The sequence below is a fragment of the Allobosea sp. 01N443 genome (genome assembly GCF_056399325.1).
Genome location: NZ_JBFTRC010000123.1, coordinates 1 through 16,096, shown reverse-complemented (window position 1 = coordinate 16,096; position 16,096 = coordinate 1). Strand labels below are relative to the sequence as shown.

The window sequence follows — 16,096 nt, the reverse complement described above, 5'->3', positions numbered from 1 at the left end:
GGCGCACGTCGCTGAAGGACTGAACGTCCGATTGCAGGCTTGCGGAACGATCCGCTGAAGTGGAGGTTGGACAAGGCGCCGGCCCGGGCGCGGCCTCCAGGGACTGCATGACTCTCGATCAATCGCTCTCCATCGCCGTCATCACAACGATGATGGCGCTCTTCGTCTGGGGCCGCCTCCGCTATGATGTCGTCGCGGCGCTGGCACTCCTCGCCGCGCTGGCTCTGGGCCTTGTACCGGCCAAGGACGCCTTCAAGGGCTTTTCCGACGATATMGTCATCATTGTCGGCAGCGCGCTCGTGGTCAGCGCAGCGGTCGCGCGCTCCGGCATCATCGAGCGCGCACTCAGCCATGTTGCGCCCTATGTCCGCTCGACACAGATGCAGATCTCGCTGCTCGTGTTCTCGGTCGCGGTGATGTCGGCGATCATCAAGAATATCGGTGCGCTCGCGATGATGCTGCCGATCGCCTACCAGCTCGCCCGGAAGGGTGGAAAATCGCCATCCATCTTCCTGATGCCGATGGCCTTCGCCTCGCTGCTCGGCGGCATCGTCACGCTGGTCGGCACCTCGCCGAACATCATCGTCGCCCGCGTCCGCGAGGAACTGACCGGCCGCCCCTTCGAGATGTTCGACTTTGCGCCGGTCGGCCTCGGTCTCGCGCTCGCCGGCTGCCTGTTTCTATGCGTGGGCTACCGCCTGCTGCCGCGCGACCGGCAAGGCGCAGCCTCGCTCGAACAGGCGCTCGACATCTCCGACTATGTCACCGAGGTTCAAGTTCCCCAGCGCTCGGCGCTTGCCGGCAAAACCATCTCCGAGCTCAAGGCCATTGCGGAGGGTGAGGTCGATGTCGTCGCCATCCTGCGCTCCAAGACGCGGCTGTCCGCCCCGTTCCCAGATGCCGGCCTGCGTCCCGGCGATATCCTGTTGCTGCGCGGCGAGCCCAAGGCGCTTGAGCGCGTGGTCGCGCAGGGCGGCCTCCAACTCGRTGCCGACCAGCGCCCGACCCATAGCACGGGCGCGCTCGATCAGATCACCGTGAGCGAGGCGATCGTCGGCCCCGTCTCATTACTGACGGGACGCTCCGTTGGCGAAATCGAGCTACACGAGCGCTATCGCGTCAATCTGCTCGCGGTGAGCCGCTCGGGCGAGCGCTTCCGGGAACGCCTGCGCAACATCACCCTGCGCACCGGCGATGTCGTCGTCCTCCAGGGCGACGAGAAAATCCTGCCGGAGCGAATGCGCGAACTGGGCCTGATGCCGCTCGCGGAACGCGCGCTGACGCTCGGCAGTGCCCGCAGGGGCTGGGTTACCGGCGCGATCCTGCTTGCGACCGTGATCGCGATCGCCTTCAACCTCGTCCCGGTTTCGGTCGCGTTCTTTGCGGCAGCCGCGCTGCTCGTCACCTTCCGAGCGATCTCGCCGCGCGACGCCTATGATTCGATCGAATGGCCCATCCTCGTCATGCTGGCGGCCCTGATCCCGGTCAGCGACACTTTGCGCTCGACTGGAACCACGGATCTGCTCGCCGGCTGGCTCGCGAGTGTCGGCATGCACCTTCCCGGCTGGGGCGCGGTGGCGCTGATTCTCGTCTCTGCCATGGCGGTCACGCCCTTCCTGAACAACGCTGCGACAGTGCTGGTCATGGCCCCGATCGGCGCGAGCTTTGCGAAGAGCCTCGGTTACAGCCCCGATGCCTTCCTGATGGCGGTGGCGATCGGTGCGGCCTGCGACTTCCTCACGCCGATCGGCCACCAGTGCAACACGCTGGTGATGGGTCCGGGAGGGTATCGCTTCGGCGACTACGCCCGGCTTGGCGCGCCGCTGTCGCTGCTGGTGATCCTGCTCGGTGTGCCGCTGATCATGCTGGTCTGGCCGCTACGATAGGGCTTTGGCCCCGCGCCGCCGCTGCGGCAGCATGATGGTCCCGGATGCGGCGACCACCAGTACGAGGCCGAGCCAGTCGCTCGGCGTCGGTCGCTCGCCGAGCAGCAGCACGGAACCCAGAACGCCGACGGCCGGCACCATCAGCGTGCCAAGGCTGGCAATGCCCGCGGGCAGCCGCGCGATCACCGTGAACCACAGGAAATAGGCCAGCGCCTGTGCTCCCAGGATATGGAAGGTCAACGCGGCGAAGGTCCGTGCCTCCAGCATCTTGGGAACGGGCAGGCCCTCGAAGACCAGCATGCCGATCCCGGCGACAACGCCGCCGATCAGCAGCTGCCACGCGGCGATGGTCAGTGCCGGCGCCGAAACCGGCCAGCGCTTGGTGACGATCGTGCCCAGGGCCCAGCTCACGCTGGCGATCAGCGCGTAGAGCAGGCCGATGGAGAACGAGCCGCTGGCGAGCAATGGCAGGCCGAGGCACAGCAATCCCGCAGCGCCGAGGCCGAGGCCGAGAAGGCGCCTTCGGTCAAAGGGCTCGGCAAGGACGAACCGTGCGAGCAATGTCGCCCAGATCGGCATGGTGAAGGTCAGGATCGCCGCCCGCGAGGTCGGCGCGGCGAGCTGTGCGAAGGCAAGCAATACGTTGAAGGCGGCAATCGAAAGGAAGCCGGCAATCGCCAGCCTCAGCCATTGGCCTCTGGGCACCGCCAGAGACTGCCCACGTGCGAGCCCTATGGCGACCAGAGCCAGCCCCGCAAAGCTCATGCCGCCGGCCCGGAGCGTCCAGGGCGCGATCTCGGTCAGCGCGATGCGGACAGCCGGCCAGTTGAAGCCCCAGAGCAGACCGAGCAACGGAACGAGCAGAAGCGAACGGCCGGGGGTTTGCGACATGGCGTGACTATGGCCGAACCGGCGGCGCCATCGTCATGCCAAATCGCGCAGGAGCCGATGCACGTTTATCGCCCCGGCCGCCGCGCGGCGTCACTCCGGGACGCTCTCGACGCCGCACCATTCGGCCACGAACAGGGCCATGGTTCCGGTGATGCGCTTCAGCGAGGCGAGGCTAACCCGCTCGTCGAAAGCGTGGATGTTCTCCGAGATCGGGCCATAGCACAGCGCCGGAATCTTGTCGTAGAGCGCGTAGACGCGGGTATCGAGATAGCCCGCCGTCATGAAGCTCTTCARTGGTTTGCCGGTCGCGCCCTGATGCGCCCGGCCGAGCACGGCCTCCGCCTCGCTGCCGGGTTCGAGCACATAGCCTTCCGAATAGAAGCCGTTGAAGGTCACGCTCGGCGGATTGTTGGCGAGGAACGAATCGCCACGCGCATGCGTCAGCACGCGGGCCTCGATCCGCTTCGCCAATTCCTCGGCGCTGACCCCGGGATAGAGTCCGATGCGGCAGTCGATCCTGCACCAGCACGGCACGGAGGAGGCCCAGTCGCCGCCCTCGATCTTGCCGATATTCAGGTTGATCGGATGGGCGACGTCCTCGAAATGCTCGCGTCCGGCCTTCTCCGCGTTGAGTTCCTCCTCGAGCTTCCGCAGCGCCCCGATGACGCGATAGGCCCCGTCGATCGCGTTCGCGCCCGCGCCCATCTCGCGCACATGCATCGGCACGCCACGCACCTCGATCTGGAACCAGAGCACACCGGTATTGGCGCGCACCAGCATTTCCTCCTCTGGCTCGGGGATAAGCACCGCATCGGCCTTGTAGCCGCGCAGATGCGTCATCAGCGCGCCGTTACCGGTCGATTCCTCCTCGACCACCGACTGCACGTAGACCGTGGCCGCCGGCTGCAGGCCGATGCGCCGGAGCGCGTCGAGGCAGAACAGGTTGGCGGCATGGCCAGCCTTCATGTCCGCGCCACCACGGCCATAGAGCCAATCTCCCTCGATCACCGGGTCGAAGGGCCGATGCGTCCAAAACGTGTCCGGCCCGGTCGGCACGACATCGACATGCGCCTGCAGGATCAGGGAGCGCCCCTTTTCCTCGCGCGGGTGATGGATGCCGACGACGATCGGCGCATCCGAATGCTCATCGGAGAACGGCGCACCACCGGGATGGGCCGCGATCGCCTCGCGATCCATTCCGAAGCGGTCCATCGTGAAGCCACGCCCCTTCAGCGCCCGGAAGACGAAATCCTGCACCGCGTGTTCTTGCCCGCGCAGCGAGCCGAAGCGGATCATCTCCTGGGTGAAGGCGRTTTGCTCGGCAAAGCCGGCCTCCACTGAGGCAAGGATGCGGTCGCGAAGCGCGGGATCGAGAGGCATGGGCAGGTCTCCGGTCGGTTAGGCGGCAAGCAGGTGCTCGCCGTCACGCTCAGCCTTGTGCCGAGCATCCGCGCCTCGCGACGCGGATGGCAGGTGTGGACATGGATGGTCGGGACAGGCCCGACCAGGACGATGAGGCAATGGCCGGCAAGGCTGCGTCACAGCGCGAAGCGGCGGCCGCCGGGCACGGCGGCGAGCAGTTGGCGCGTGTAGTCATGCTGCGGATTGGCGAAGAGCGCAGCCGTCGGGCCGGTCTCGACGATACGCCCGCGCTGCATCACGGCGATGCGGTCGCAGATCTGCGCAGCCACGCGCAGGTCATGCGTGACGAACAGGATCGCCAGGCCGAGCCGCTGCTGGATATCCTTGATCAGCGTCAGGATCTGAGCCTGAACCGAGACGTCGAGCGCCGAGACTGCCTCGTCCGCGACCAGCACGTCGGGCTCGAGCGCGAGCGCGCGGGCGATGCCGATGCGCTGGCGCTGCCCGCCCGAGAATTCATGCGGGTAGCGGTCTATCGCATTGGCCGAGAGGCCGACGAGCTCAAGCAGCTCCCTTGCCCGCCCGAGCGCCTGCGCGCGCGGCGTGCCATGGGCCACCGGCCCGTCCGAGATGATCCGCCCTACCGTCTGGCGCGGATTGAGCGAGGCGAACGGATCCTGGAAGACCATCTGGATGCGCTTGCGATGCTCGCGCAGCGCTGCCGGACCGAGATCACTCAGGACGAGGTCTCCCAGGGCGATCCGCCCGCCATCGGGCTCGATCAGCCTGAGGCAGCAGCGCCCGACCGTCGACTTGCCCGACCCGGATTCGCCAACCAACCCAAGCGTTTCGCCGCGAGCCAGGGTGAAGCTGATATCGTCGGCAGCCTTCACCTCGCGCCCGGGCCGGAAGAAGCTGCGCTTGCGATAGACCTTGCCGAGTTTCTCGACGCTCAGCACAGGCACGGTCTCGGCGATCGGCGGGCGCTCCGGCGGCGTCATCGACGGCACGGCCGCGAGCAGCCGCTTCGTGTAGTCGTGCCTCGGTTGCGACAGCACGGCATCGGCCGTGCCCTCCTCGACGAGTTTACCCTGCTGCAGCACGGCGATGCGATCGGCGATCTCGGCAACGACGCCGAAATCATGGGTGATGAAGAGCACCGCCGTTCCATGCTTGCGACGCAGATTGTCGATCAGCTTCAGGATCTGCGCCTGCGTGGTCACGTCGAGCGCGGTGGTGGGCTCGTCGGCGATCAGGAGCTTCGGCTCGAGTGCGAGCGCCATCGCGATCATCACGCGCTGACGCTGGCCGCCGGAAAGCTCATGCGGATAGGCCTTGGCCAAGCGTTCGGGGTCGGGCAGGCCGACCTCGGTCAGCAACGCGAGCGCACGGGCACGGCGCTCGGCATTGCTGTGCAGGCCATGCGCCTCGAACGTCTCGACGATCTGGTCGGCCACCCGCATCACCGGGTTGAGCGAGGTCATCGGCTCCTGGAAGATCATGCCGACCTCACGGCCGCGCACGTCCTGCATCGCAGCCTCGTCGAGCGCCAGCAGATCGCGACCCGCAAGGCGGATCGCACCCGCAGCGGGCTGCACCGCCTTCGGCAGCAGCCCCATCACCGCATGCGCGATCATCGACTTGCCGGAGCCGGATTCGCCGACGACGCAGAGCGTTTCACCGGGAGCGATGGTCAAAGAGACATCCTCGACCGCGAAGGCGCGGTCGGCGAGGGCCGGGAGAGCTAGCTTCAATCCCTCGATCGCGAGAACGGGCGTCGTCATCACTCCCTCCCCCGCGCCAGACGCGGGTTCAGCGCGTCGTTCAGCCCCTCGCCGGCAAGATTGAGCGCAAGAACCGTGAGGAAGATCGCAAGGCCGGGGAAGAAGCTGATCCACCAGGCATCGATCAGGCGAGTGCGCCCGGCACCGACCATATAGCCCCAGCTCATCAGGTTGGGGTCGCCCAGCCCGAGGAAGGAGAGCGAGGATTCGAGCAGGATCGCCGAGCCGATCATCAGCGAGCCCATCACGATGATCGGCGCGATGGTGTTGGGCAGCACCTGGCTGAAGATGATGCGCGGCGTCGACTGGCCGATCGTCACGGCGGCCTGCACATATTCGCGCGTCTTCAGCGACAGGACCTCGCCACGCACCAGTCGCGCCACGGGCGGCCAACTGACTACCCCGATCGCGAGCACGATCGAACCAAGCTGTGGTTGCAGGATCGCGACCATGACGATGGCGAGTGCGAAGCTGGGGATCGTCTGGAAGAACTCGGTGAAGCGCATCAACGCATCATCGACGAAGCCGCCCGCATAGCCTGCAATCGCGCCGAGCGGCACGCCGATCAGCAGCGCGACCACCGTCGAGACCACGCCGATCATCAACGAGACACGCGCGCCATGCACCAGCCCTGAAGCGATGTTGCGCCCCAGCGTATCTGTGCCGAGCGGGAAGCGCTCCATGGCGAAGGGTGCAAGGAACGGACGGCCGACCGTGCGCCATGGCGATTGTGGAAAGAGCGACGGCGCCAGCAAGGCGAAGACGATGACGACGAGCAGGATGATCAACCCGACMMCCRCCCCGCGGTTGCGCGCGAAACGCTTAAGGAAGCTCATGATGTCGCCTCGATGCGCGGGTCGGCCAGCCGGTAGACCAGGTCCGTGAGGATATTGAAGCCGACGACCATGGCCGACGAGACGAAGAAGACACCGAGCAGCACCGAGTAATCGCGCTGCACCAGGGCATCGAACATCAAGCGGCCGATGCCGGGCCAGGCGAAGACCGTCTCGGTCAGCACGGCCCCGCCGACGAGCTGGCCCGCCTGCAGGCCAGCCAGCGTCACGACCGGAAGGATAGCGTTGCGCGCGACATGCCGGCGCGAGACGACCCCGGGTGAAAGCCCCTTCGCGCGCGCCGTCTTGACGAAATCGGCACCGGCAATCTCCAGCATAGAGGCCCGCATCATTCGCGCGTAGAGCGCCGTGAAGAACAATCCGAGCGTCAGCGCCGGCAGGAAGAGATGCTGCGCGATATCGAGCGCCCGAGCGAGGCCGGTATAGTTCGCGCCGATCGTCTCGAAGCCGACATTCGGCACGAGGCCGAGCTTCAGCGAGAAGACGATCTGGCTCATCAGCGCGATCCAGAAGAGCGGTGTCGCGTAGAAGACGAGGGCAAGCGTGGTGATGACGCTGTCCTGCCAGCGCCCGGCACGCCGCGCCGCAAGCGCGCCCATCAGGACGCCCAACCCCAGCGAGACGAGAAAGGCTGCGCCGGTCAGCAGCAGGGTCGCGGGCAGTCGGTCCAGGATCAGCTCGAGCACGGGCCTCTGCTGGCGATAACTGAAACCGAGATCGAGCGAGGCATAGCCCTTGAGATAGATCCAGAGCTGTTGGATCAGCGGCTGGTCGAGGCCAAAGCGCGCCCGCAACTGCTCGAGCAGCACCGCATCGGCCGCACCGGCCTCTCCCGCGAGAACCTGCGCGGGATCGCCCGGTGCGGCGCGGATCAGGAAGAAATTCAGGATCGCGATGGCGAAGAGGACGACGATCCCCTTCACCAGCCGGCCCGCGAGAAATTGAGCGAGGTTCATCAAAATCCTTCGGCGCTACGGACGGGCAAGATGACCGGTCCGCGTCTCCCCGAAAGGAGCACGCTCAAACCCGGGATGGTCTTCAGGAAGAGGCGCGTCACAGAGTAGTGGCGTCATGTCGTCCCGGATCGCCGCGACGCGACGTCCGGGACGGCAATGGCCTCACTCCTTCCAGGCGTCGCGGAAACCGTCATCCACGCCAATGCCGGTGGTGACGAGGTTCTTGACGTTGCAGCGATAGATCGTCGGGAAGTCCATCTCGAGCAGCCAAAGTACCGGCAGCTCGTCTGCCAGCAGCTTCTGCACCTTGGTATACAGCTCCTGGCGCTGCGCATCTGTCGGCGCGACGGCCGCCTCGGCGAAGAGCTTGTCGACCTCCGGGTTCGAATACCCGCCGACATTGGCGAAGGGATTACCCTTGGCGATGTTGCTCGAGATGTAGCTGCGCGCCACCCCCATCGCCGGATCGCCGAGCTGGTAGAGGAAGTTGAAATTCAGGTCGAAGTCCCAGTTGCTGGCCTTCTGGGTCCAACCGGGCACGTCGGTGTTTTCGATCTGAATCTTGACCCCGACATCCTCGAGATTCTGCTTGATCGCCTCGGACCAACGGCTCCAGGTCTCGCCATAGGGCAGGTTGAGCAGCTTGATCGTCTCGCCCTTGTAGCCAGACGCCTTGATCAGCTCCTTCGCCTTCGCCGGATCGAAAGCATATGTCGGCACGTCGGACGAGTAGAAGCGCGTCTTCGACGAGATCGGCCCTGTCGGCAGCTTGCCGAGCCCGCCCCAGACCACATCCTTCCCGAATTCGCGATCGATCGCGTACATCAGGCCCTGGCGGAATTGCTTGTTGCCGAGGATGCCGTTGCGCACATTCGGCGTCAGCCAGGCATGCGGGGCGAACATCTCCCAGCCGTTGGTCGTCATGCAGGTATTGGGCAGCTTCGAGAGCCGCGCCACGTCGTAGACATCGACAGAGCCCCCGGTCAGCACGTCGACCTTGCCGGTCTCGTACGCCACCGCGCGCGCCGCCGCATCCGGGATGATCTGCCAGTAGATCTCGTCGAGGTTCGGCTTGCCCTTCAGCCAATAGTTCTCGTTCTTGACGAGGTGGATATAGGAGCCCTTCTTCCACTCCTTCAGCTTGAACGGACCGGTGCCGATTGGCGTGTTGTTCGCCGGATTCGCCCGATAATCCGTGCCGTCATAGATGTGTTTCGGGATCATCGGCGCCGAAGCGACTTCCTGGGTCATGATCATCGGGCCGAAGGGCTGCTTCAGTGTGATCTTGACCGTGAGATCATCGACCTTCTCGATTTTCTCGACCTGAGCGTTGACGATCGGCCGCCAGCGCGGATGAACCTCGCGCAGGAACTTATCGAGGGTGAACACGACGTCGTCCGCCGTGAAGGGCTTGCCGTCATGCCAGGTCACGCCCTCCTGGAGCTTGAAGGTGTAGACCTTCGCGTCAGGAGAAATCTCCCAGCTCTTGGCGAGCGATGGCTGCGGATTGAGCTTCTCGTCGTAACGCAGCAGCGACTCGTAGATATTGCCGGCGACCATGTTGGTCGGGCCATTCTGGTTCAGCCCCTGCATCAGCATTGGAGGCTCGGGCTGCACCACGACATGCACGGTGCCCCCCTTCTTCGGCTCCTGCGCGGTGGCTGCCCCGAGCGCGAGCACTGAAGCGGCAAGCGCCAGGCCAAGTCTCAATCCGGTCATCGTTGTTCTCCCGTTCCCCTGTGCCGGTTCCGGCAGCTGCGTGAGCGCACCGGGCACGGCCTCTCTTTTCGACTGGCATCGCGGCCTACCGGGATCGCACCCGAACATGTGCCGATTAGCAAGCTCCGCGCCATTGAAAGCCAGAGTCAAAATTCGTGTCAATGACTGACATGGCGTGTTATTAGACGACACGATGAAAGATCGGGCGATTGGCGCTGCGAGAGGGCCGATGAACAGCGCAGGCGACAGCCGGACCGCGAAACTTCCGCCGGGCGTCCCGATCGTCAGGGCGCTCGACCGGGCCATTGCCCTGCTCCGCGCCTTCCGCCCCGAGCAACCACGCCTCGGGCTGAGCGAGCTCGCTCGCCAGGTCGGACTCGACAAGGGCACGACGCGGCGGCTGCTGCAGACATTGCAGCTCAACGAACTGGTCGAGCACGACGAACGCTCGCAGACCTATGCATTGGCGGTCGGGCTGATCGAACTCGGCAGCGCCGTCACGACCGGGCGCGAGCTTCGGGACGTGGCCGGCCCCTATCTGACCGAGATCGCCGAGAAGACCGGCGCGACCTCGTTCCTATGGGTTCATATCTCGGGCCGCGCACTCTGCGTGGACCGCGTGCGCGCCTCACTGCCGCATGTCGATGCGACATGGTTCGCGGTCGGTGCTCAGGCGCCGCTGAACTGCGGCGGCGGCCCACGGGTGATCCTGGCCTATCTCGACGAGGCGCAGCGGCGACAGGCACTGGCCCTGGAACTGCCAAAGCGCGCGCCGGCAAGCCAGACGGACCCCGACCTGCTCTGGCGCGAGGCTGATCGTATTCGCGCGCAAGGCTGGGAGCTGGCCGCCGACGACTTCTTCATTGGCTTGACGGGCGTCGGCGTACCGATCTTCGACCGCAGCGGCGCGCTTGCCGGCGCACTCAGCATCTCGTCGCTGACCTCGATCGTCGCACCTGAAGGGCGCCCAGCGCATCTCGATGCCTTGCAGGACGCTGCCATGCGCATCGGGGCGCGCCTTCTCCCCGCCTGATCGACGTCTGCCTAAGCAGCAGGCTAGGGAAAGGCAGCTGATTCCTGTATGGGACGCAAGGCGCGCGACGAACCCGCCAATCGGCGAGCGCGCTTGCCGACTGGAGCCGACGCTCGGGCTCTCAAGGGCTTCGAGCGTTCATTTCGCTGCAATGAAGCATGGCCATCACCGCTGAGGCGGTCAATCCACGGCCTTTAAGGCGTTGGACGGCTATTCGATATTGATTTGCCGGCTTTCTAACATAGGTTCTGTTTACGGATGGGAGGGCACAGGTTTCGATGAAGAAGGCGAAGTCAGGATTGGGGAAGCCGCGCTCGCAGATCGCCGCGCTCCCCATCCGCCGATCGCCGACGGGGGAGCCGGAGCTTCTCCTGGTCACGACACGCACGACGCGGCGATGGATCGTTCCCAAGGGCTGGCCCATCAAGGGCAAGAAGAACCATGAGGCTGCGGCGATCGAAGCGCGCGAAGAAGCCGGCGTGATCGGCAAGGCCCACAAGAAGCCCGCGGGGCGCTACATCTATTGGAAGCGGATGAGCGACCACTTCGTTCTCTGCAAGGTGGCGCTCTATATTCTTGATGTCGAGCGTCGGCTTGAAAAATGGGCCGAGCACAATCAGCGGCTTTCGCACTGGTTCACGCTTGAAGATGCTGCCGAGATTGTCGACGAGCCCGGCCTGAAGGCTGCGATCCGCGCGCTGAAGTYGAATTGACCGACGCTGCGGGTTGCGCAGACTCAGCGCCCCTCGGCGGCGCCTCCTGATCCCGGTCACCGCCCGGTCAGGAACAGGCCGGAGACAAAATAGGCGATAGCCGAGATCAGTCCTGCCATCGGCATCGTCACGATCCAGGCGAAGACGATGCCGCGAGCCACCCCCCATCGCACGGCCGTCACGCGCCGGGCGGCGCCGACACCGATGATCGCGCCTGTGATCGTATGCGTCGTCGAGACGGGGATGCCGAGATAGGTCGCCATGAACAGCGTGATCGCGCCGCCCGTCTCCGCGCAGAAACCCTGCTGGGGTGAAAGCCGGGTGATCTTCGAGCCCATGGTGTGAACGATCCGCCAACCTCCACAGAGCGTGCCGAATGCCATGGCCGCCTGGCAGGAGATGACGACCCAGAACGGCACCGAGAACGTCTCGCCCATCATGCCATGCGAGAACAGCAGCACCGCAATGATGCCCATCGTCTTCTGCGCATCATTCGCCCCGTGTCCGAGCGAGTAGAGCGAAGCCGAAACGAACTGCAGCAGCCGGAAGGTGCTGTCGACCTTGATAGGGGCCACGCGCAGGAACACCCAGGAGACGATCAGGACGAGGACCAGCGCCAGGGCGAAGCCGATGGCCGGAGACATGAAAATCGCGACGAAGGTCTTGCCGAGCCCCCACCAGACGATCGACGAGAAGCCAGCCTTGCTCAGCCCGGCCCCGACCAGTCCGCCGATCAGTGCATGCGACGAACTCGACGGAATGCCTGCAATCCAGGTGACGACATTCCAGACGATGGCGCCGGTCAGGGCACCGAAGATGACACGGTCATCGACGATGGCGGTCTGGACAATGCCGGACCCGACGGTCTCGGCGACATGCAGGCCGAAGAACAGGAACGCGATGAAATTGAAGAAGGCAGCCCAGAACACCGCCCAGCGCGGCGCCAGAACCCTGGTCGAGACGATGGTCGCGATCGAATTGGCCGCATCGTGAAGTCCGTTCAGGAAATCGAACAGAAGCGCGACCGCGATCAGGAAGACCAGGGCAAAGGCGACGCTTGAGAAATCCACCGGGCCAACCGCCTAGAGATGTTCGAGGACGATACGGCTGACGCGCTTGGCGACATCCTCGAAACGGTCCACCACCTTCTCGAGATGGTCGTAGATCTCTGCGCCGACGATGAAACCCATCGTGTCCGAAGTCTGGTGCGCCTTGAACAACGCCTTCAGGCCCTGGTCGTGCAGTTCGTCGGATCGCTCCTCGATGGCCCGGATATCCTTGGCGAGTGCGCCGATCGAAATCGCATGTTTCTTGATGTCGCGCAGCATCGGCAGCAGCACGACGACGCGCTCGGACGCCTGGACGATGACCGCCCCGAGTTCCTTCATGCAGGGCTCGAAGCTCGTAACCTCGAACAGCGTGATCGCCTTTACGGTCTTCTGCATCTGGTCGATGGCATCGTCCATCGAACCGATCAGCTCCTCGATATCGCCACGGTCGAAGGGCGTGATGAAGGTGCGGCCGACTTCCAGCATTACCTCCGCGGCGATCTCGTCAGCGCGATTTTCCTGGAAAAGCACCTCGGTGCAACCTGCCTCCACCGGGGTTTCGCCCCTGAGGAGGCCGTTCAGGGCCGCGGCACCTGCCACCAATGTCCTGGAATGGCTCTCGAACAGGTCGAAGAACTTGGGCTCCTTGGGCAGGAGCTTCTGAAACCAGCCGAGCATCGGCGCCTCGTTATGTCATCGATCCGTCACAATCGCGATAAGCGGTTGGTATATCGCTGTAAAGCGGCATGCGCGATCGCACGGGGCGTAATCCCGAGGGCGGCCGTCGCTAGGTGATTGAGAGGGAAATGGTGGGCCGGGCCGGATTCGAACCGGCACCGGCGCTGTTATGAGCAGCGAGCTCTAACCGTTGAGCTACCGGCCCGCTCTTCGCCTAACACCCTCGCCTTCTGTCCCGCAAGACCCCAGGCAGCCCCCGCAACTGAAACGGCCCCGCTGCGTCTCGCGAGCGGGGCCGTTAGCAATGGTTGGATGCAGTGGATCGCTCAGGCCGCCCGGGCGACCGACGCCCCGCCGTGCCCGGCGACGTGTCCCTCGCGGAACTGGAAGCGCCCGATATGTTCGGTCAGCGCGCGGGTCTGCTCATCCGTCAGTGCGAGCGCGGCATTCGTCTCCTCGACCAGCGCAGCATTCTGATGCGCCATCGTGCCGATGCCGTCGATCTCGTTGTTGATGGCGGAAACGTCGCTTGCCTGGCTCCGCGCCGTTTGCGAGATGCCGTTCATCAGTCCGGAGAGATCGTTGACCGAGGACACAATACTTTCGAACATCGCCGAGGTCTCCTCGACGAGGCCGACACCGACCGCGACATCGCCATGCGCGGCCTCGACCAGGCGCTTGACGTCGTTCGAGGCATCCGCCGAGCGCTTCGCGAGACTGCGCACCTCGGCCGCGACGACCGCGAAACCGCGGCCGCTGTCGCCGGCGCGCGCCGCCTCCACTGCCGCATTGAGCGCAAGCAGGTTGGTCTGGAAGGCGATCTCGTCGATCATCGAGATGACTTCCGAGATCTTGTCCGACGACGCGCGGATGCGGCGCATCGCGTCCAGCGCCGAGGCGACGACCTTTTCGCCCTGCTGGGCACGCTGCTCGGCGCTCTCGGCCATGCCCATGGCTTGCGAGGCCTCGTCGGCCGTCTTCTTCACGGTGCCCGCGAAGGCGCCGAGCTGATTGGTCGCCATCGAGACAGCGTTGCTTTCTTCCGTCGTACGCTCGGCGAGGTCGGTGACACCATCGAGAATCTCGCTGGTCGCACTGCGCACGGCCGAAACCGTATCCGAAAGACGCGCGAGCGTGCTTTCAAACTCTTCGGCGAGGCCGTTGGCGCCGTCCTTGAGCTCGGCGAAAGCGCCGTGATAGCTGCCCTCGACCCGGGTCGAGAGCTGGCCAGCCGACAGTTCGGCCAGCACTTCGCAGGTTTCCGAAAGCCCGGCCTGGACGGTTTCGAGCAGGGCATTGACGGAACCCGCAAGCGCGTTGAGCTCGGCATCTGCGAAGCTTGCCGAGACGCGGCGGCTGAAGTCGCCGGCGGCCGCGGCCTCGACCACCTGGCCGAAGGCCTCCCCCAGCTCCTGCATCATCTCACGGCGGCGCCGCTGCGCCAGGGCCTCGTCCTCGATCTTCGCAGCTTCGGCGGCTCGCAGCGCCAAGGCATTGTCGCGGAACAGCAGCACGCTGCGCGCAATGTCCGAGATCTCGTCATTGCCCTTGGTCTCGACGGTTGCGTCCAGCTGCCCATCGGCAATGGCCCGTGTCGCCGTCCACAGCTTGTTGAGACGGCCGACGATCATCGGGCGGACATAGAAGAGCGAGAGCGCCAGCGCGACGAGCAGCGAGCCGAGACCGATTGCGCCGAGCCACCACTTGCTGTCCTCGATCAGGTTGCCGGTCGACGTGCCCGCCGAATGCGCCTCGTCACGAGCCGCCTTGACCAGCGTCTCGACCTCGCGGCGCACCACTTCGGCCGCGCGATTGAGGTCCGACAGGCCGGCGCGGATTGCGCCCTGAGTCACGATGTCGCGGTCGCGCACGTCGAAAAGGCCGCTGCTTCCTTCGGCGACGTTGAGGATCGCATTGACCGAGCGCACGCGGCCCTGGTTCGGCACGATCTTCTCAGCGTCGGCGAGGCCGGTGCGGACAAGCTTGGCAATGGCCTGGAAGCGTTCGCGCGCGGTTCCAAGCTGCGAGCTATCGCTGATCTGCGCGATCTCGCGCAGGATGCCGCCGAGCTCGCTGACATCGGCCTGCAGGCTTCTGGCCAAGTCGAAGGCCGTGAAATCGCGGCCGGCGAGCGATTTCAGAGCCGAGGTMAGCTCGTCGCCCGACAGATTGGCCGCATTCTCGATGCCATAGGCAAGATTGAACTTCGCCTCTTCAGCCTCGGTTCCGACAGCCCTGACGAAGTCCTCCCGGGCCTTTCCCAGGGTCTCGATCGCGATCTGCGCCTCGCTGGAGTTGCGCAACCGCTGCCCCGTCAGGTCGTTCAGATCGTTGATCTGCCGTGAAAGTTCGTCGATCGCCTTCTGGGCCTTTGCCTTGTCCTGCCCGCGATCGGAGATCTTGCGCAGCAGTTCGAACTGCTTGGCTTCAATGAGATCGAGCTCTCCCGTCAGCTCGGACCGCTCCTTGGCATTCTGGACTTCGCTGAAACGCGCGGCGAGTGCCGTGGATTTCGTCGCCGCCTGCGAGAGCTCGAGCGCCAGCTCGACCACCGGCATCTTGTTCTCGATCATGTCGTTGACTGTCTGGTTCACCCGGCCATAGGAAAACCAGGCGACCGCGGATGCGACGATCGTCAATACGGTCAGAATGCCGAGCGCGGCATAGATGCGCGCGGCAATGCCGACGCGCAGCGGCGTGCGCTGCCGCGTGGGCTTCTTGACCTTCTTCATAGTCGTTCTCCGGGATGCATGCAGCGCGCGACGGCGGGGCCTCAGGAAGGAAACCGCGACGCAGACAGCGGGGCTCGGCAGGAGCCTCGTTGATCAGGCATGAACAGTTCCCCAGCTCTCTTTAGGTTAGCCCTTAGAGTTAGGCTTCTTGAGCCCTAGGATCGGGGACATGCGCTTAAAAAACGCTTAAGTGAGCGCCCTGTTCTGAATCGCCCGATGGAGCGGCCGATTCAGAAAGTGTTAAGGGTAGCAAGACCGCCCACCGGCCTCTCAATGAGCGATGCGGAGTGAATTGATATCTTGGGCAATGGCACGGAAGGCGTCCTTCAGGGACGAGCCATTCGATGGGAAATAGACGTGTTTCGCGCTGGTCGCGCAGTTGGTAAGCAGCGTATTCGCTTGAGCATTCGAGCCCACGCCAAGTCCGACGGTGTAGACT

General features: G+C 64.9%; 12 protein-coding genes and 1 tRNA gene. 3 read left to right on the top strand and 10 right to left on the bottom strand.

Annotated features, from left to right (window positions below; genetic code table 11):
* The first annotated feature begins 107 nt into the window (after window positions 1-107).
* Window positions 108-1,886 carry an SLC13 family permease gene (locus AC1DRP_RS24630; RefSeq protein ID WP_476769799.1) on the top strand — a complete coding sequence of 593 codons (1,779 nt, stop codon included), beginning with the start codon at window positions 108-110 and terminating at the stop codon, window positions 1,884-1,886.
* Here AC1DRP_RS24630 and AC1DRP_RS24625 read toward each other — a convergent pair.
* From AC1DRP_RS24625 to AC1DRP_RS24600, 6 genes are all read right to left on the bottom strand, one after another.
* Window positions 1,878-2,777, bottom strand: a complete 900-nt coding sequence (locus tag AC1DRP_RS24625) for a DMT family transporter (protein WP_441489368.1) — start codon at window positions 2,775-2,777, stop codon at window positions 1,878-1,880. The two genes, AC1DRP_RS24630 and AC1DRP_RS24625, sit on opposite strands and share 9 nt — an antisense overlap.
* Window positions 2,778-2,867: 90 nt before the next feature.
* On the bottom strand, window positions 2,868-4,157 hold the full coding sequence (locus AC1DRP_RS24620; protein WP_476769798.1) for an ArgE/DapE family deacylase: 1,290 nt from the start codon (window positions 4,155-4,157) through the stop codon (window positions 2,868-2,870).
* Between the two features lie 158 nt (window positions 4,158-4,315).
* Entirely contained in the window at window positions 4,316-5,923 is a 1,608-nt protein-coding gene (locus AC1DRP_RS24615) for an ABC transporter ATP-binding protein (protein WP_476769797.1), read from the bottom strand.
* On the bottom strand, window positions 5,923-6,759 hold the full coding sequence (locus AC1DRP_RS24610; RefSeq protein ID WP_476769796.1) for an ABC transporter permease: 837 nt from the start codon (window positions 6,757-6,759) through the stop codon (window positions 5,923-5,925). Before AC1DRP_RS24610 ends, AC1DRP_RS24615 begins: the two co-directional genes overlap by 1 nt.
* A complete protein-coding gene (locus tag AC1DRP_RS24605) occupies window positions 6,756-7,733 on the bottom strand; it encodes an ABC transporter permease (RefSeq protein ID WP_069879759.1) in 978 nt (325 codons plus the stop codon). Before AC1DRP_RS24605 ends, AC1DRP_RS24610 begins: the two co-directional genes overlap by 4 nt.
* 162 nt (window positions 7,734-7,895) lie before the next feature.
* A complete protein-coding gene (locus AC1DRP_RS24600) occupies window positions 7,896-9,452 on the bottom strand; it encodes an ABC transporter substrate-binding protein (protein WP_441505294.1) in 1,557 nt (518 codons plus the stop codon).
* A 229-nt stretch (window positions 9,453-9,681) separates the two neighbouring features.
* On the opposite strand from AC1DRP_RS24600, the gene AC1DRP_RS24595 reads away from it, so the two are divergent.
* Both AC1DRP_RS24595 and AC1DRP_RS24590 read left to right on the top strand, forming a co-directional pair.
* On the top strand, window positions 9,682-10,485 hold the full coding sequence (locus tag AC1DRP_RS24595) for an IclR family transcriptional regulator (protein WP_441505293.1): 804 nt from the start codon (window positions 9,682-9,684) through the stop codon (window positions 10,483-10,485).
* 278 nt (window positions 10,486-10,763) lie between these two features.
* Entirely contained in the window at window positions 10,764-11,198 is a 435-nt protein-coding gene (locus tag AC1DRP_RS24590) for an NUDIX hydrolase (RefSeq protein ID WP_476769795.1), read from the top strand.
* 56 nt (window positions 11,199-11,254) lie between these two features.
* Here the strand turns inward: AC1DRP_RS24590 and AC1DRP_RS24585 are convergent, their stop codons facing one another.
* From AC1DRP_RS24585 to AC1DRP_RS24570, 4 genes are all read right to left on the bottom strand, one after another.
* Window positions 11,255-12,268 (bottom strand): inorganic phosphate transporter, encoded by a 1,014-nt coding sequence (locus AC1DRP_RS24585; protein ID WP_441505292.1) that lies wholly within the window; start codon window positions 12,266-12,268, stop codon window positions 11,255-11,257.
* 12 nt (window positions 12,269-12,280) lie between these two features.
* A complete protein-coding gene (locus AC1DRP_RS24580; protein ID WP_441489375.1) occupies window positions 12,281-12,925 on the bottom strand; it encodes a DUF47 domain-containing protein in 645 nt (214 codons plus the stop codon).
* A gap of 129 nt (window positions 12,926-13,054) precedes the next feature.
* Window positions 13,055-13,130: transfer RNA gene (locus AC1DRP_RS24575), tRNA-Ile, on the bottom strand.
* 121 nt (window positions 13,131-13,251) lie between these two features.
* The gene (locus AC1DRP_RS24570; RefSeq protein WP_476769794.1) at window positions 13,252-15,657 is read right to left on the bottom strand and encodes a methyl-accepting chemotaxis protein; all 2,406 of its coding nucleotides are present in this window, start codon (window positions 15,655-15,657) and stop codon (window positions 13,252-13,254) included.
* Window positions 15,658-16,096: the final 439 nt, after the last annotated feature.